The organism is Agromyces sp. Marseille-Q5079, assembly GCF_051016555.1.
In the GTDB taxonomy this organism is placed as follows: Bacteria; Actinomycetota; Actinomycetes; order Actinomycetales; family Microbacteriaceae; genus Agromyces.
The window spans coordinates 627672-644010 of sequence record NZ_JBPEJF010000001.1 but is presented as its reverse complement, the minus strand read 5'-3'; the positions used below and the strand labels follow the sequence as shown (position 1 = coordinate 644010).

14 protein-coding genes and 1 pseudogene are annotated in these 16339 nt (G+C 68.7%); 11 read left to right on the top strand and 4 right to left on the bottom strand.

Annotation, left to right across the window (positions count from 1 at the left end):
- The first annotated feature begins 348 nt into the window (after positions 1 to 348).
- The 3 genes from ACR3IO_RS02950 to ACR3IO_RS02940 all read left to right on the top strand — a co-directional run bounded on the left by ACR3IO_RS02950 (position 349) and on the right by ACR3IO_RS02940 (position 3538).
- Positions 349 to 1413, top strand: coding sequence for an ADP-ribosylglycohydrolase family protein (locus ACR3IO_RS02950; protein WP_434069663.1), 1065 nt, complete (start codon positions 349 to 351; stop codon positions 1411 to 1413).
- A 191-nt stretch (positions 1414 to 1604) separates the two neighbouring features.
- Positions 1605 to 1988 (top strand): YciI family protein, encoded by a 384-nt coding sequence (locus ACR3IO_RS02945; RefSeq protein ID WP_434069662.1) that lies wholly within the window; start codon positions 1605 to 1607, stop codon positions 1986 to 1988.
- On the top strand, positions 1985 to 3538 hold the full coding sequence (locus ACR3IO_RS02940; RefSeq protein ID WP_434069661.1) for an RNA polymerase sigma factor: 1554 nt from the start codon (positions 1985 to 1987) through the stop codon (positions 3536 to 3538). The genes ACR3IO_RS02945 and ACR3IO_RS02940 overlap by 4 nt, the downstream gene beginning before the upstream one ends.
- A 379-nt stretch (positions 3539 to 3917) precedes the next feature.
- Here ACR3IO_RS02940 and ACR3IO_RS02935 read toward each other — a convergent pair whose 3' ends face one another.
- Positions 3918 to 4577, bottom strand: coding sequence for a DUF7002 family protein (locus ACR3IO_RS02935; protein WP_434069660.1), 660 nt, complete (start codon positions 4575 to 4577; stop codon positions 3918 to 3920).
- 283 nt (positions 4578 to 4860) lie between these two features.
- Between ACR3IO_RS02935 and ACR3IO_RS02930 the strand changes: the two genes are divergently transcribed.
- From ACR3IO_RS02930 to ACR3IO_RS02895, 8 genes and pseudogenes are all read left to right on the top strand, one after another.
- Complete coding sequence (locus ACR3IO_RS02930; protein ID WP_434069659.1) at positions 4861 to 6207, top strand: hypothetical protein; 1347 nt, start codon at positions 4861 to 4863, stop codon at positions 6205 to 6207.
- A gap of 128 nt (positions 6208 to 6335) precedes the next feature.
- Positions 6336 to 6512, top strand: a complete 177-nt coding sequence (locus tag ACR3IO_RS02925; protein WP_434069658.1) for a hypothetical protein — start codon at positions 6336 to 6338, stop codon at positions 6510 to 6512.
- A 120-nt stretch (positions 6513 to 6632) separates the two neighbouring features.
- The gene (locus ACR3IO_RS02920; protein ID WP_434069657.1) at positions 6633 to 7583 is read left to right on the top strand and encodes a hypothetical protein; all 951 of its coding nucleotides are present in this window, start codon (positions 6633 to 6635) and stop codon (positions 7581 to 7583) included.
- 87 nt (positions 7584 to 7670) lie between these two features.
- A complete protein-coding gene (locus ACR3IO_RS02915; RefSeq protein WP_434069656.1) occupies positions 7671 to 8039 on the top strand; it encodes a hypothetical protein in 369 nt (122 codons plus the stop codon).
- Between the two features lie 48 nt (positions 8040 to 8087).
- Positions 8088 to 8534 (top strand): hypothetical protein, encoded by a 447-nt coding sequence (locus tag ACR3IO_RS02910; RefSeq protein WP_434069655.1) that lies wholly within the window; start codon positions 8088 to 8090, stop codon positions 8532 to 8534.
- Between the two features lie 145 nt (positions 8535 to 8679).
- A complete protein-coding gene (locus tag ACR3IO_RS02905) occupies positions 8680 to 8847 on the top strand; it encodes a hypothetical protein (protein ID WP_434069654.1) in 168 nt (55 codons plus the stop codon).
- 123 nt (positions 8848 to 8970) lie between these two features.
- Positions 8971 to 9919, top strand: a pseudogene (locus ACR3IO_RS02900) (ADP-ribosylglycohydrolase family protein); the annotation flags it as partial.
- A gap of 274 nt (positions 9920 to 10193) precedes the next feature.
- Positions 10194 to 12830, top strand: coding sequence for a DEAD/DEAH box helicase (locus ACR3IO_RS02895; protein WP_434069653.1), 2637 nt, complete (start codon positions 10194 to 10196; stop codon positions 12828 to 12830).
- 32 nt (positions 12831 to 12862) lie between these two features.
- Here ACR3IO_RS02895 and ACR3IO_RS02890 read toward each other — a convergent pair whose 3' ends face one another.
- From ACR3IO_RS02890 to ACR3IO_RS02880, 3 genes are read right to left on the bottom strand one after another with little or no spacing between them, the layout of a single operon-like run.
- Positions 12863 to 13924: a hypothetical protein gene (locus tag ACR3IO_RS02890; protein WP_434069652.1), complete on the bottom strand. Its 1062-nt coding sequence runs from the start codon at positions 13922 to 13924 to the stop codon at positions 12863 to 12865.
- Between the two features lie 10 nt (positions 13925 to 13934).
- A complete protein-coding gene (locus ACR3IO_RS02885) occupies positions 13935 to 15845 on the bottom strand; it encodes a DEAD/DEAH box helicase (RefSeq protein ID WP_434069651.1) in 1911 nt (636 codons plus the stop codon).
- Positions 15846 to 15870: 25 nt separating this feature from the next.
- Complete coding sequence (locus ACR3IO_RS02880) at positions 15871 to 16329, bottom strand: hypothetical protein (RefSeq protein WP_434069650.1); 459 nt, start codon at positions 16327 to 16329, stop codon at positions 15871 to 15873.
- Between the last annotated feature and the right edge of the window lie 10 nt (positions 16330 to 16339).

The following is a 16339-nucleotide window of genomic DNA, read 5'->3' as shown; positions in this document are numbered from 1 at the left end:
CAGATGCACCGCGTGTGCGGATGCTGCGACGCGCGGATGCACCGTGGGTGCGGTGAGCTGTGGGTGCGCTTCCCGAATGGGAGCCCTCCGAAAGCTAGCGATCACGCACGACACTGCGTGGCGCCGGATGCCTCCCGCTGGCGCGGCATGGGCGTTTCGGGGGTGGTCGTGCCCGCGACATCCGCGCCGTTGCTGGGCAGTTCGCCCGGGACCCCCAGTTTGAGGGTCAAATGCCGAAGGTCGCGGCATCCGAGGGTCGATAAGCCCTGCTGCGCCGCGATTCTGCCCCGGCGACGGGCGAGATGGCACGATGGGCGACAGCCCCCGCCCGCACCGATTGGAGCCGACATGACCGACGCGAACGACCTCCTCACCGCCGAACGTCTCGATCGCGCGATCGGCGCCGTGCTCGGCTCGGCCGCGGGTGACGCCCTCGGCGCTCCGTACGAGTTCAAGCCGTCGCTGCCCGATGATGTGCCGGTCGTGTTCAAGGCCGGCGGCCCGTGGGAGCTCGGCGAGTGGACCGACGACACCTCGATGGCGGTGCCCATCCTGCAGGCGCTCGCGCGCGGCGAGTCGCTGACGGATGCCGCGGTGCTCGGCCGCATCGCGGGCGCGTGGAAGCACTGGGCGACCGACGCCAAGGACGTCGGCATCCAGACCCGCCAGGTGCTGGGCGCGACGACGTTCCGGTCGGTGGAACCGCACGTGATGAGCGAGGACGACGTGCGGGCGTCCGCGAAGCGCGTGCACGACGCGACCGGCCGCTCCGCGGGCAACGGCTCGCTCATGCGCACCGGCCCGGTCGCGCTCGGCTTCCTCGGCGACGGCGCTGGCGAGGGTGCCGACGCCGGCGCGGCTGCCGGTGCTGGGCAGCAGGACCAGGTGCAGGCGCTCGCCGTGGCCGCCCGTCGCGTGAGCGAACTCACCCATTACGAGACGGATGCCGGTGACGCCTGCGTCGTCTGGTCGCTGGCGATCCGGCACGCGATCCGCACCGGGGAGTACGACGTCCGCACGGCCGTCGACGCCCTGCCCGAGGAGCGCCGTGCGCGGTGGTACGGGTTCCTCGACGTCGCCGAGCGCACGCAGCCCCGCGACATCCCCGGATCGAACGGATGGGTCGTGGCCGCGATGCAGGCGGCATGGTCGGCGATCCACCACGCGGAGGTCGCCGGCGAGGGCATGCAGCAGACCCTCGAGCGCGCGGTGCGCTGCGGCAACGACACCGACACGGTTGCGGCGATCGCCGGCTCACTGGCGGGCGCGAAGTGGGGCGCCTCGGCCGTGCCCGCGCTCTGGCGCGCCGAGCTGCACGGCTGGCCTGGGCTTCGCGCCGACGACCTCGCTCGACTCGCGGAGCACGCGGTGGGCGGTGACGCTGGCGACGCGGCCGAAGCGGCCGACGCGTAGGGACGCCGCGGGCGGTTTCCGCAGGCGCGCGGCATCCGCGGTTCGAACCTGTCGATCGACCTTCGACTGGGTCGTCATCACTCCGAAGGCCGATATCCGGCCGAGGCTCCCGAAAGGGAGCGACAGATGATCCGAGCGGCGACGCCGGTGCGCGAGTACCCTGTCGCTGGATCGGGCCGAAGGAGGAACAGATGCGTTACACACTGCTGCTTCACTACCCCGAGATGACGGCCGACGAGCTCGGCCCCGAGGGGCTCGAGCAGGGCCAGCAGGCCTTCACCGCGTACGCGGCCACGCTGCACTCCGCGGGCGTGCTGATCGGCGCCGAGGTGCTGCAACCGTCGTCGAACACGACGACCCTGCGCGCCGACGGCGGCACCCTGCAGGTGCAGGACGGCCCTTTCGCCGACACGAAGGACCAGCTCGGCGGCACGTTCGTGATCGACGTGCCCGACCTCGACACCGCGATCGAGTGGGCCAAGCAGGCGCCCTCGATGGACTACGGCGCCGGCGGCGTCGAGGTGCGCCCCGGCGCCGTCTACACGGTCGACGGCGTGTGGACCGCCAACGCGTGAGCCCCGCCGGCGGCGACGCGGATGCCGATGCCGACCCCGACGGCGTGCGGGCGATCGCGGCATCCGGCGCGGCATCCGTTGCGGCTGAGGCTGCGGCAGCGGCAGCGGCAGCGGCCTCGGTCGAGCTGGCCGCCCGCGCCTCCTACGGCCGGCTGATCGCGCTGCTCGCGGCGTCGACCGGTGACCTCGCGCTCGCCGAGGATGCCCTGGCCGGCGCCTTCGAGCAGGCGCTCAAGACGTGGCCGCGTGGAGGTGTGCCCGACAATCCCGAGGGGTGGCTGTTGACCGTGGCCCGCAATCGCCAGCGCGACGCGTGGAAGTCGGCCGAGCGCCGCCTCACCGCGCCGCTCGACGACGAGACCGGTGCAGCCGGCGGCACCCGCTCGCACGCCGGGCAGGGTTCAGCAGGGTCGGATGCCGCACCGCGTGCGCGGCCGAACGTCGTCGCGACGGCGGGCGCGGCATCCGTCGATCCGCTGGCCGACCTCGACCCGTTCGCGATCGGCGACAAGCGCCTCGAGCTGCTGTTCGTGTGCGCGCACCCGGCGATCGACGCCGCCGTGCGCACGCCGCTCATGCTGCAGGTCGTGCTCGGATTCGAGTCCGCGCAGATCGCCACGGCGTTCGCGGTGCCGCCGGCCGCGATGGCGCAGCGACTCGTGCGGGCGAAGCGCCGCATCCGCGACGCCCGAATCCCGTTCGCGGTGCCCGACCGCCGCGCGATGCCCGAGCGCCTGCCCGCCGTGCTTGAGGCGGTCTACGGATGCCACGCCATCACGTGGCGCGCACCAGCCGACGCGCCCGACTCGATGGCCGGCGAGGCGCAGTACCTCGCGGTGACGCTCGCCGCCCTGCTCGAGCACGAGACGGAGGCCTGGGGCCTCGCGTCGCTCGTGACGCTGTCGCTCGCACGGCGCGGTTCGCGGGGTGGCGGCGCGCGCGTGCCCGACGCGGCTGCCGCCGCCGACCCGGCTGACGCCGCCGACCCGACTGACGCCGCCGACCCGACTGCCGCGGGCGGTGCGGGTGAATCGACTGGCGCGGCCGATGCAGTGCCCGAGCAGCCCGCGTTCATCCCGCTCGACGAGCAGGACCCGACCACCTGGGATGCCGCGCTCATCGCCGAGGGCGAGGAGTACCTCCGCCGCGCTTCGGCACCGGGGCGCCCGCCGGGCCGTTTCCAACTCGAGGCCGCGATCGAGGCCGTGCACTGCGCCCGCCGTCGCACGGGCACCACCGACTGGGCGGCACTCCGCACCCTCTACTTCGCGCTGAACGGCGTCGCCCGGAGCCTCGGCGCGAAGGTCGCGCTCGCCGCGGTGATCGGCCGCATCGACGGGCCGGATGCAGGCCTTGAGGCGCTCCCGCCGGCGGCCGACGCGACGACGTTCCAGCCCTGGTGGGCGGCCCGAGCCGACCTCCTCGCCCGCGCCGGCCGGGCATCCGAGGCATCCGACGCCTTCGCCCGCGCCGCCGAACTCACCTATGACGACGCCGTGCGCGCCTACCTGCTCGCCCGGCGAGCCGCCGTCATGGGTGTGATCGACTGACCAATCGCGGCGGCATCCGCAGCGCACGGATGGAATGAGCTGCATTCAGCGGCGGCGGACGCAGTGGCCGGGCGGTATCAGAGTGCAGAATCCTGTGGCGAAGTGGCGATGTGGCGATGTGGCGATGTGGCGATGTGGCGATGTGGCGATGTGGCGATGTGGCGCCGGTCCCTGCGAAGGGACCGTCCCCTCTTGGAATCCTGTAGCGAAGTAGCGAAGTAGCGCAGTAGCGCTGATCGCCAGGCGCGACCGACGCTGCGCCTTGGGGCCCGCCGACTCGCCGTATTCGGCGCGAGGGCGACCCCCAGGCTCGCGCCGAACGGACATCATGCTCAGCTGGCCACCGCGAACAGCGCTGAGGCCAGGTCCCGGCGACCGCCTACACGATCCGTTCGATCACGTGCGGTCCGTGCATCCGGTCGACCCGGATCACCAGATCGCTCAGGTCGGTCACGCCGCCACGCACGGTCAGCTCGGCGACGTCGTGGCCGCTCGTGCGGGGTTCGTCGCGCTCGGGATGCCGGTAGTCGCGGATCGACTGGAACGTTCCCGGGCCACGGCGGGCCTTGCTGTGCCGTTGGGCGAAGCCCGAGTTGATCGCGCACAGTTCGATCGAGTGTCCGTAGCGCTTGACGAGCTTGGCGGTATCGAGCGTGATCACGGTGTGGGTGTCGTTACGGTACGAGCGTGCGCCGAGGAGTTCGAGCAGTCGCTGCTGTCGCAGGAAGAAGAACACCCGGCTGTTCAACTCGCGGTACCAGTCCGCGGGCGTCATCCCGTCGAGCGCCTCGGCAAGCGATGGCTCGTGAATGGGCTTCTGGTCGCGGACGACGGCCGTGCCGTGCGTCTGATGCTCCAGCACCTGCGACTCCTCGCGGCGCTCGGTCAGCAGTCGCGCGCGATGTGCGTCCTCCAGCTCCCAACGCTCGGCGAGTGCTGTGGAGGAAAGCAGGCCATGGCGCTCGATGGAGGGCCAGCTCCCATCGGCGGCCATGTGGAACACCTGGGGATAGAGGCGGATCAGATCATCGGTGCGCACGGCTACTCGCCCGACCGGCGGTGGAGCTCGCGTCGCACGGCTGCGGCCTGTTCTGAATCGAGGAGCCACCGTGTCTCGTTCCGCGAGGCGAGCGTTCCATACTCGCGCCGGAGGAACACGCGAATCGTGCGTTGGGTCACGCCGAGCTCGCGCGAAAGTTCGCTCGGCGTCACTGGCTCCGTTGTCATGAGGGAGAGCGTATCGATCGCGCCAGTCTCGTGCGCGGGCCTCCAGGACCTCCACCCCACAGCCGCCTCCCATCCCCGCCCCTAGGATCGAACCTATGGCCGGATTCTGGGGCAAGCGCAAGCGAGAGACAGCCGAACTCGCGGCGCACGACGCCACCCTCGCGCAGCGGGCGAAGATCGCCCTGGTCGCCGCAGACGAGCGCGTGCGCGTCACCGCCGATGAGCTCGTCTTCGCCGAGGCCGAGCTCGGCCGCGATGCGACCACCGACCTGGCCACCGCGCTCGTCGCGGTGAAGGAGCACCTGGGTGAGGCGTTCCGGCTCAACCAGCTGAACCACGACGAGATCCCCGACACGGCCGAAGAGCTGCGCACGCGCAACGCCCGCATCGTGCAGCTGTGCGAGTGGGCCGAAGACCTGCTCGACGAGCGGATGTCGGCGCTGTCGGCGACCATCGAGCGCGCACGTCGCGCCCCCGAGATCATCGCCGGCGTGCGAGCGGATGCCGCGCGCCTGCGCGCCCGCGTTCCCCAGGCGCGCGAGACCATCGAGCGCCTCGCCGCCCGCTACGCGCCCGAGGCGATGGCCCGGGTCGAGTCGAACCCCGGCGAGGCCGACCAGCTCCTCGGATTCGCCGAGCACAGCGCGGGCGTGGCCGAGCGACGCCGCGAGGCGGGGCAGCGCGAGCAGGCCAATCTCGCGCTCGAGGCCGCGACCGAGTCGGTGCGCCGCGCAGGCACGCTCCTCGACGCGGTCGAGACCTTCGAGGTCGAGGCGCTGCGGGCCGAGGCCACGCTCGCGGCGATCGTCGAGGATTCCCGCGGCGACCTCACCGTGGCGCTCAGCGAGCCGCAGACACCGGTCGTCACCGCCGCGATGTCCGAACTGCGGGCCGCACTCGCCGCGCTTCCGCCGGCCGGCGTCAACACCGACCCGTTCTCGCAACTCGGCCGCCTGCGCGAGGCGAACGCCGGGCTCGATGCCGCGATCGCCGCCGCCCGTGAGCGCGCGGCGCGTCCGATCCCGCCGATCGAGCACGTGCACCACGCCATCGACGACGCCGACCGGCAGCTCGCGGTCGCGCGCGACGTGATCGCCGGCCACCGCGGATGGATCGGCGCCGACGCCCGCACCCGTCTGGCCGAGTCCGAGCGCGTGCGCATGGACCTCGACCGCTTCTTGGGCACGCCCGCGGCGACGGTCGCGACCATCGGCGAGGATCACCGCGAGCAGGCCATGGGGATGGCCCGCCGCGTCGCCTACCTCGCGGGCGAGGCCCTCCAACTCGCCCAGCGCGACATCAACGCCTCGCGCCCGCAGGGCCCCGACCAGTGGGGCGGCCAGGGCTGGGGCGGCGGACGCCGCGGCGGCTCGAACGACCTCATGGGCGGCATCCTCGGCGGCCTCGTCATCGGCAGCGTCCTCGACGGCATCTTCGACTGAGCCTCGCCGGTCGAGGAGCGAAGCGTATCGAGACCCGTCGCGGCATCCGCTCGGCCTACTGCACCGGCCGATGCTGGACCGCCGGGCGCACGCGAAGCTAGCGTGGGCTGGAGGGAAGGGACGTGCAGATGAGCGATCGAGATGAACTCGCGTCGGATGTCGATCTCGCGATCCAGCGGGCGATGGAGGCCGCCGACCTGCGTGCCGGGGACTCGCTCGGCGCATCCACCGCGGTGGTGGGCGCGGAGCACGAGCCGGCTGCGGCCGAGGCGGGCGACGTCGGCGGAGCGATCGACGGGGACTGAGGCGGACTGAGGCGTGCTGAGCACCGCCGGCCGGTCATCGAGAAGCACGTGAGCGGATGCCGCGGGCACGGAGTATCCCGATCCATGGCGGCCGCGGAGCGATGAACATAGGATCGCCGCATGGCCGGGTTCTTGGTCAAGCGCAGGCACGACGCGCACGACCTCCAAGCCCACGACGTCGAGCTGGCGAAGCGGGCTGCATCCGCCCTGCTCGCCGCCGATGAAGGCATCCGCGTCGCATCCGAAGAACTCGATTTCGCCGAGGCCGTGCTGGGTGCCGAGTCGATCGAGCCCGCGGCGGCGGTGATCGCCGCGGTGCGCCGGCATCTGACCGACGCATTCCGACTGAACCGGCTCAACCACGACGCGCTGCCCGGCACGCTCGACGAGGTGCGGGCGCGATACGAGCTCATCCTGCGGCTCTGCGAATGGGCTGAGCACGTGCTCGGCGCGCTGACCTCGACCCTCGCCGACCGGGTCGCGCGGGCGCGGCGGGCGCCCGTGGTCGTCGTGGAGATGCGAGCGGATGTCGCGCGCGAGCGCGCCGGCATCCCGACCGCTCGTGACACGGCCGACCGGCTCGTCATCCTCCCGCCGGCCGACGCCGGCGCCGACATCAGCACTGACGCGCAAGCCCACCTGACCCGACTGCGCGCGGCGCGATCGGCGCTGGATGCCGCGACCACGGCGGCCCACGAACGCGAGAAGGGGACGCCGCGCACGCCGTCGCCCGCGAGCCTTCTGCACCATGCGATCGAGGACGCCGACCGAACGCTCGACGCCGCCCGCGATGCCGTCGCCGGTCATCCGGGATGCATCGGCGACGAGGCCCTGACGCGACTGGCCGAGGCCGAGCGCATCCGCATCGATCTCGGCCACTGCCTCGGCACCTCGTCGGCGACGAGCACGGTGACGGCGTCCGACCAGCGCCATGGAGACCACGTGCTCGCGATGGCCCGAAGGGTCGCATCGCTGGCGAGCGAATCCGCGCAGCTGGCACGCCGAGATCTCGACGCGTTCCGGGCGCAGAACCGTGCCCAGTCGCGGCCTCGCCGCATGTCGTGGGCCTGATCGTCCCGCACGCAGCGGCGCGGTTCCGTGCGCACGCACCAGCGGGCCGCCGCCGCGCAGGGCGTCCGAGTCGCTAGCCTCACGTCTATGCTCCTGGTCGCCGGTGTGCTCATGGTCCTCCTCGGAATCGGTCATTCGATCCTGGGTGAGCGGTACGTCGTCGGGTGGCTGCTCGAGCGCGACGAACTGCCGCCCATAAGCGGCGGTCGCGCAATCGCCGCGGGAACGATCCGCTTCGCGTGGCACGTCACCTCGCTGCTGGCGATCGCGATCGGCATCGCCCTCGCGCTCTTCGGCCTGGATGCCCCGCCGGCGGCGATCGTGGGCTCCATCGGCGGCATGCTGCTGCTCTGCGCCCTCCTGCCGATCGTCTACACGCGCTGGCGGCACCCATCGTGGGTGATCTTCCTGGTCGCAGGCGGGCTCTGCCTGATCTGGTCGTTCTTCGGCGCGTAGTCGTGCGCCGCCATGTGCTGCGGCCGGGCCACTCGGTACGATCGGCGGATGGAAATCTCTGACTGGATTGCGGCAGTCGCGGCTGCCGCGGCTGTGGGCAGCGCTCTGTTCGCGTGGCGACAGGCGAGGGCGGCTCAGCGGTCGGAGTCGGAAGCACACCGCGCGCTCGACAGGATGGCGGCGGCGCAGGAAGCGTTGGCCCTTGCCAGCCGCAAGAGTGCCTGGGGTGTGCCGAAGAAAGGCCCCGGCAGCGCATGGATGATCCGCAACACCTCAGGCAAAGACATCACGGTTGTGAAGATCGACGTCAAGCCGGCTCGCTTCCAAGGTGACGTCGAGTTGGAACGGCCCCTGCCTGCGGAAGCGGAGTCAGGCGAGTTCCTTCAGTTCCGGATCGACAACCGAGTGGCCGCGCAAATCGAGTCGATTCGACTGACCTGGTTCTTCACAACGGGGAGCGGAGAGGAGTTCGCGTCCACGCGGACTCTACGGTAGCGACAGGCCTCAAGAAAGCTGTGCAGCCGTGACTACGTTTCGGGTCATATGACTACTTCGTGCATCACTGGCCTCCGCTGATGCCGGACGAAAATCGTCCATCTGTAAGGTGAGAACTCGTCCAAATGTTGGGTAGAAGATCGAGGTGAAGCTCGCAGCCACGGTCGACGACCGTGACGTCCGTCACCTCCATTGGCTGCAGCAGCAGATCGGCGATCGTGTGGCCGACCGCATCGTCGTGACGACGGGCGAGTACGCGTACCGCAGGCGCGACGGCGTGTGCGTGGTGCCGCTGGCGCTGCTCGGCCCGTGACCGTTCCGATGAAGGAGAGCCAATGACCGACCCGACCGACAGCACCGCCCTCCGCCTCGATCGCGCGATCGGCGCCGTGCTCGGCTCGGCCGCGGGCGACGCCCTGGGCGCGCCCTACGAGTTCAAGCCGTCGCTGCCCGACGACGTGCCGGTCGTGTTCAAGGCCGGTGGGAGCTCGGCGAGTGGACCGACGACACCTCCATGGCCGTGCCCATCCTCGAGGCGCTCGCGCGCGGCGACTCACTGGCGGATGCCGCAGTGCTCGGCCGCATCGCGGGCGCGTGGAAGCACTGGGCGACCGACGCCAAGGACGTCGGCATCCAGACCCGGCAGGTGCTCGCCATGACCACGTTCGAGTCGGTGGAGCCGCACTCGGTGGCGGAAGCCGACATCCGCTCGGCCGCGAAGCGCGTGCACGACTCGACCGGCCGCTCGGCGGGCAACGGCTCGCTCATGCGCACCGGCCCGGTCGCGCTCGGCTACCTCGGCGACGGCCAGGAGCGGGCGCTCGCCGACGCGGCCCGCCGGGCGAGCGAGCTCACGCATTTCGAGACGGATGCCGGTGACGCCTGCGTCATCTGGTCGCTGGCGATCCGGCACGCGATCCGCACCGGATCGTACGACCTGCGCACCGCGATCGATGCCCTGCCCGTGGAGCGCCGCGCCCGCTGGCACGAGTTCATCGACGTTGCCGAGCGCACGCAGCCCCGATATCCCCGGATCGAACGGATGGGTCGTGGCCGCGATGCAGGCCGCCTGGTCGGCGATCCACCACGCGGAGCTCGCCGGCGAGGGCCTGCAGCAGACCCTCGAGCGCGCCGTGCGCTGCGGCAACGACACCGACACCGTCGCCGCGATCGCCGGTTCCCCTGCGGGCGCGAAGTGGGGCGGCTCGGCCGTGCCGGGGTTGTGGCGCCGCGAGCTGCACGGGTGGCCGGGTGTGCGCGCTGACGACCTGGTCACTCGGACAGATGCCGCAGCTCAAGCAGTGGGAGTCTGGTCGAAAGGTTGTACTCGCGCTGGAAATCAGGGAGCTGCAGCGTCCGAGGTCGTCCAGCCCAGTACTCGCTGAGTGCAGGCTGGGGCGCCTCGAAACCCATGTGATCTCACCTTCCGAGTGGAATGCGACCTCAGACTACGGGCTCGAACTTTCGTCGAGGTTCAGAACGTGGGCGGCAGTGGCAAGGAACGCGAGTTGCATGTTCAACCGGTCTGAACGACCGCCCCGTTCGGGGGGAGCCGTTGAGCAATTCCGTGAGCGCCGCAATCGATATGTTCGATGGTGGCGTTCGGCCCATGCGTCGGGCGCCTCGCAACGAAGCTTTCACACCTGAGGAACCGACATCATGGATCGCCAAGAACTCGCCACACTGCGTTCCGTTGTGGGCGAAGCATCGCTATGGGCGACACGCACCGCGGAGATCTGGAAGCACCGTCGCTCAGTCATCGACGCTGCCGAGCAATCGGTTGGCGCCATCCGAGCCGCCTCAGTGCCCGTCGACCGCGATGGGCGGCGACAGTGGACGGTCATCCCCCTCCGCGCGGGCGACGCGACGTATCTCGGTCATGTTGCTCGGGCGCAGGCCCTCCCCGGCCTGGATCAGCCTGAGACGCAGGTACTCGACCAGCTGAGAACCCCCGTACCCGAGGCGCTTTCGACTGTGAAAGCACTATTCGGCGTTCGGAGGATGTTCGCCGGGCAGCAGGCCAAGGCATCTGCAGAGGCCGCCGCGAAGTACCTTTCCGAGTTTTGGGCATGGGGTCGCCAAACGGGAGTCTCGAACTTCCTCGAGCGGCTCGACGACCGCGCGGTGAAGCCGTATCCCGTGGATCCTTCTTCGGCCCTCCTCGAAAGCGTCGGCCTCGCCGCTCGGATCCACGGCGACAAGCAGATGCTGCCACCGACTGTTCTGGACGGCCTCGGCGAGGCGATCCAGCTCATCGACCGTACAGTCGCCACCGAGTCGGAGGCGCGGACCCAAGCGCTTCGTGCAGGAACGGCTCTTCGCCAGGACGAGGCCAACCGCATGGTCGCCGACATGTCGGTGGAGCGCATCAAAGAAGCGACTCGTGAGCGGATTCGGCTCACACCCCTGACCGATGCCGGCATTCGAACGGTGCGAGATGTGCTCGCTCATGCGGCTCAACTCTCGAACTTGCCTGGGATCGGACCGACGACCGCGCAGCGGATCGTCGGCGCGGCGAACACCATCTGGCAGGCGACGTTCGATGAGATGCCGGTTCGTATCGACGTCACTTCCCCGAGCGCCTGGACTCGAGAACTCGTGGGGCGACTTGCAGCGTGGGATGCCACTCGCCGGACGATCCGAGCAACCGATGATCTCGCTTGGGCGCAATCACTCGCGCACCTGGGGCGCATTCAACAGCACAACCTCGTGAGTCTCATGCTGATCGAGGAGAACGCGGACCGCATTGCACTCGAACGCGCCATCGACGCGGTGAAGCAACGGGCCCGGTCGATCTCGAGTTCAGCAGCGCCGGGGGGTCCCTTCGACCCCTGGCAGGACTTCCTGTCGCGGCCGGCGGATTATTTCGCCATGCTGCACGAACTCGGCTTCGTCGTCGAGGACGAAGATGCCGTGGCGGGTGGGCTTCCCGACGAGATCGTCGCGGCGGTCCGTGAATTCGAGTTGGTCACCGATCACCTCACGGCGTCCTTGCGCGGCTATCAGAGCTTCGGCGCCCGTTTCGCACTCGTCCAGCGAAAGGTGGTCGTCGGGGACGAGATGGGCCTTGGCAAGACGATCGAGGCATTGGCCGTGTTCGCCCACCTCCGGGCGAAGGGGGCGCATCACGGCATAGTCGTCTGTCCCGCTGCAGTCGTGACGAACTGGACACGTGAGATCGCAACGAAGTCGACCCTGCGCGGCCATCGACTTCACGGCTCGGGGCGCGACGCCGCGGTACGCGCGTGGATCGCGCACGGCGGTGTGGCCGTGACGACCTACGAGTCGCTGGCCTGGTTGGAATCACATCTCGATTCCGTCCCGGAGCTGGGGTGCGCCGTCTTCGACGAGGCGCACTACATCAAGAATCCGAGTGCGCTCCGTTCCCGACGGAGTCAGGGGATCATCGCGCGAGCCGAGCGGGCGATCCTGCTCACTGGCACCCCCCTGGAGAATCGGGTCGAAGAGTTCCGCAACCTGGTGAGCTACATCCGACCGGATCTCCTGGTCGACGCTACCGATCTGCGTCCCCGGTTGTTCCGACAGCAAGTTGCTCCCGCCTACCTTCGGCGCAACCAGGAGGACGTGCTGACGGAACTTCCGGATCTCGTCGAGGTCGACGAATGGTTGCCGATGTCGAGGAGTGATGCCGCGGCGTACCGAGATGCCGTCTTCGTCGGCAATTTCCAGGCGATGCGTCAGGCCGCGATGTCGACCGGCTCCGAATCGGAGAAGCTAAGCAGATTGATCGAGATCGTTCAGGAAGCCGAGGACAACAACCGCAAGGTGATCGTCTTCTCCAACTTCCTCAACGTCCTGCAGACGGTCGCTGCAGCTCTTCCCGGCCGGGTCATCGGGCCGCTCACCGGCAGCGTTCCTGCAGAACAGCGTCAGCGCCTGGTCGACGACTTCTCGTCGGCGAAACATGGTGCTGTACTCGTCGCGCAGATCATCGCCGGCGGCGTCGGCCTCAACATTCAGGCTGCGTCCGTCGTGGTGATCTGCGAACCGCAGCTCAAGCCCACGATCGAATGGCAGGCGATCGCGCGCGCTCATCGAATGGGGCAGCTGGATTCCGTTCAGGTGCATCGTCTGCTGTCGGAGGAAGGCGTGGACGTTCGCGTGACCCAGATTCTCGCGAAGAAGAAGGAACTGTTCGCGGAGTTCGCCAAGGTCAGTGAAATGGCGGATGCCGCGCCGGAGGCGCTCGATGTTTCGGAAGCGGACCTCGTCAAGGAGGTTCTGGAAGCGGAGCGGCAGCGGCTGTTCGCCGGCCAGTTCGGACCCGGTGCTTGATCGTGCCGCGTGCCGCGTGCAGATGCCGTAGCTCAGCCGGGCAGCACCAGAGCCACCGCCGTGAGACGTGGCGCGATCGGCGACATGGTCAGTTGCAGATCGAGCAGTGAGAGACGACGCACCCGTCGTTGGCGGAGTTCCTCCGCACGTCGCCGCAGCGTCTCGCCCGAGACACGGACTTGTCGTCCGAGGCTCGCGTTCGCATCGGCATCGGTCGCCGCACGTGCCAGCCGCTCGATCTCGCGGCTCAGGCGATCAACGACGCGTGTGCGGACACGTTCGTATTCGACCCTCCGCTGGTCGACTACTCGGGCCGTTGCGCGAGGGAGCTCGTGCTCGACGATCCAGGAAAGTCCTTCGCGTTCTCGCTGGACCACCCAGCTCGGCGGGGCTCCGGAGCCGGATGACGCGGGCACGAGCTCGCGGAACGGCGACGGCCCGGCATTTCTCACATGAGACTCGTCCACGAACCAGTATCGGAACTGCTTGGCTACGGTCGCACCTGTCGCGTCCCGGACTTCATCGAGCACACCCATGAGCAGCGCCGGAGCAGACAATGCGGATGACGTGAACGTGGCTCCGCGATCGAGTAAGGGGCCGTATCGCTCGAGCGTCAGTCGCATCGTCGCGTCGAAGAGCGGATGCCCCGGTGCGACGAGATCCGATTGCACGGCACCACCGCCGATGTTCGCCACATCGAAGGCGACGTGGCTGTAGCGCCGGGCGATCGGTGCTCCAGCGTTTCCTGCACGAATCGATGGAGGCACGTTGAGCGCGATGGGCGATTCGGTTCCCCGGGTCTCGACCGTGCCCCCAGCGCGCTGGAATCCGGTGATGAACGCCTCGCGAAGGTCGTCGGGGCTGACCCGATTCTCGTTCGCCCGCCGGACTCCGTCACGGATTTCGGCGACGTCTTCGGGAACGAGCGCTTCGCTCGCGAGCGCTGCCTCGTGCAACAGCTCGCGGAGGCCCGCTGAGATGCCGTCGTCGATCACTTGCTGCATGCGCGCGCGGACTGTCGGCTCCTCGCCGTACTGGATGGCTTCGCGAAGGAGTTGCGACAGCTCGAGGTTCCCCAGCGATGTACCGAGCACGTTGAAGATCTCACCGTCGTACGCTGCGCGCTGCGCGCTGCTCGGCGATCTTCCTGAGGAGCAGGAGATAGACGTCTCCCTCGCGGGTGCCTTCGGCGACCAGGTTCCAGAGTCGGCAGACCTCGGTCTGTCCGATCCGATGGATCCGACCGAATCGCTGTTCGATCCGGTTGGGATTCCAGGGAAGGTCGTAGTTCACCATCAAGTGCGCGGCTTGCAGGTTCAGCCCTTCCCCGGCTGCATCGGTGGCGACGAGGATCTGCACGCCGGGGTCGGTGGTGAACGCCTCGGTGATGCGTTTCCGCTCAGGACGCGGCAGGCCGCCGTGGATGGTCACGACGCAGCCGGGGCGCTGGATGAGCTCGGCGATGCGCCGCTCGAGGTAGTGCAGTGTGTCACGGTGTTCGGAGAACACGATCAGCTTGCGAGGAGTCCCCGACTCGGTCGTGAGGATCTGGCGTTCGATCACCGCTCGGAGCTCGCGCCACTTCACGTCCTGTCGAGTTTGCAGAACCCCATGGGCGATACCTCCGAGCCGGAGGAGGTCTGCGATCTCCGTATCCAACTCTCTCGCGGTCTGCGCAGACGTCGCCGCATCGGCGAGCTCGTTCTCTTCGGTTTCGATTCGCGAGGCGTCGAACTCGTCGCCGATCGTCGCTTCATCGCTCGCAAGGGCGTCGAAGTGGTTCGGGGTCGCCGGTCCGACCCCGGCCAGCAGGTCTCTTCGAACTCGATCGAGTCGTTCGGCTCGCCGTTGCAACGAACGGTGAATCGCCTCGGGGCTGGAAGCGAGGCGGCGTTGCAGCACGGTCAGCGCGAAGCCGACGGTGGACCTTCGTTTTCCATCGAGTCGGTCGGCGAGATTCATGCCGTTGCGAACGTATTCGGTCACCTCGTCGTAGAGGTGCTGCTCGTCGTCGGAAAGGCGGTACGAGACGGTCTCTGCGATTCGCTCGGGGAAGAGCGGTCTGCCTTCGAGTGTCAGCAGCTTCTCCTTGACCATTCGGCGCATGAGACCATCGGCAACTCCAGCGAACGAGCGCTTGTCGCCCAGCCCGGCGAAGCGATCCGCGTCGAGCAGGGAGAGGAACGTTTGGAAGTCCTCGTCCTTGCCGTTGTGAGGTGTCGCCGTCATGAGGAGGAGATGCCGCGAGTGTTCGCTCAGCAACTGCCCGAGCGCGAAGCGCTTCGATACCGTGAGTTCTTCGCCGAACCAGCTGGCGCTCATACGGTGGGCTTCGTCGACGACGACGAGATCCAGGTCGGCTCGTTCCACCTCGGCGAGGAGTGCGGGATTGCGGGCGACTTGATCCATGCGGGCGATGAGCAGAGGTTTGCGATCGAACACCGACCGGGCGGGCACGAGGTCTTCTGCGCCTGCGAGGATCTCGAACTCCAGGCCGAACTTCGAACCGAGCTCGTCCTGCCACTGCTCGACGAGACCGCCTGGTGCCACGATGAGGCATGTTCGAACGTCTTCTCGCAGAATCAGTTCTTTGATGTAGAGCCCCGCCATGATGGTCTTTCCGGCTCCGGGATCGTCTGCGAGCAGGAATCGGAGGGGCGTTCGCGGGAGCATTTCGCCGTATACTGCGCGGATCTGATGCGGGAGCGGACGCACGTCGCTGGTGGCGATCGCGAGCATCGGATCCTGTACCGGCGCCAGCACGATGCGCTGTGCCTCTGCCGCGAGGCGGAAGTCATCGGGATCCGCGTCGAATGGGCGACCAGTGCTCTGATGCCGAGCGACTCGCTCTTCATCCGCGCGGAAGAGCACGACCTGTCCGAGCGTTCCCGAGTCATCCCGGTATGTGACCTCGAGCGCGTTCGCGCCGTGCATCCATGCGGCGAGAACGGTGACCGGGCGCCCGGGGACGATGCCGGTCAGCCGAGCCGGCGCACTGATTTCCTCGAGTCGCATCACAGCTCCCGTTGATTTCGATGAGTCACAACCCGCGAGCAATCGCGATGTAGGGAGGGTACTTCGACTTCAGCTTCCCGGTCAGTCGGTAGCGCTTGAGCGTTTCGAACGCGCCTGGCGGCGAGTCGTCGAGTATCTGCCCGACTGCTGGCAGCTTGAGCATCGCGTCGATGCCCGACTTCCAGATATTCCAAGTTGCACGAGTGATTCGACCGGCCTCGTACATGTCGGCTTCATCCTCGCAGAGCTGAACGTACGCGATCAGCGTGGCCCGATCTCGCTTCTTGAAGGTCGCCGAGTGGCTTCCGAAAGGTTCCCTGCTCCCGAGTCTGTCCATGAGCGTCCAGTACCGCTGGACGTACAGGCTCTCGAAGTCGCGATGACCTTGGCGGGTCATGAGCCAGAGCTGGAATGCGGCGAATCCTCCGCCGAGAATGACGACGACCGCACTGATCGCGGTCAGCACATCGAGCACGCTCCCCATCTCGGGAACC

Coding starts and splice junctions, on each gene's coding strand:
- ACR3IO_RS02950 (WP_434069663.1), top strand. CDS start 349: ATGACCGACGCGAACGACCTCCTCACCGCCGAACGTCTCGATCGCGCG.
- ACR3IO_RS02945 (WP_434069662.1), top strand. CDS start 1,605: ATGCGTTACACACTGCTGCTTCACTACCCCGAGATGACGGCCGACGAG.
- ACR3IO_RS02930 (WP_434069659.1), top strand. CDS start 4,861: ATGGCCGGATTCTGGGGCAAGCGCAAGCGAGAGACAGCCGAACTCGCG.
- ACR3IO_RS02925 (WP_434069658.1), top strand. CDS start 6,336: ATGAGCGATCGAGATGAACTCGCGTCGGATGTCGATCTCGCGATCCAG.
- ACR3IO_RS02920 (WP_434069657.1), top strand. CDS start 6,633: ATGGCCGGGTTCTTGGTCAAGCGCAGGCACGACGCGCACGACCTCCAA.
- ACR3IO_RS02915 (WP_434069656.1), top strand. CDS start 7,671: ATGCTCCTGGTCGCCGGTGTGCTCATGGTCCTCCTCGGAATCGGTCAT.
- ACR3IO_RS02910 (WP_434069655.1), top strand. CDS start 8,088: ATGGAAATCTCTGACTGGATTGCGGCAGTCGCGGCTGCCGCGGCTGTG.
- ACR3IO_RS02895 (WP_434069653.1), top strand. CDS start 10,194: ATGGATCGCCAAGAACTCGCCACACTGCGTTCCGTTGTGGGCGAAGCA.
- ACR3IO_RS02885 (WP_434069651.1), bottom strand. CDS start 15,845: ATGCGACTCGAGGAAATCAGTGCGCCGGCTCGGCTGACCGGCATCGTC.
- ACR3IO_RS02880 (WP_434069650.1), bottom strand. CDS start 16,329: ATGGGGAGCGTGCTCGATGTGCTGACCGCGATCAGTGCGGTCGTCGTC.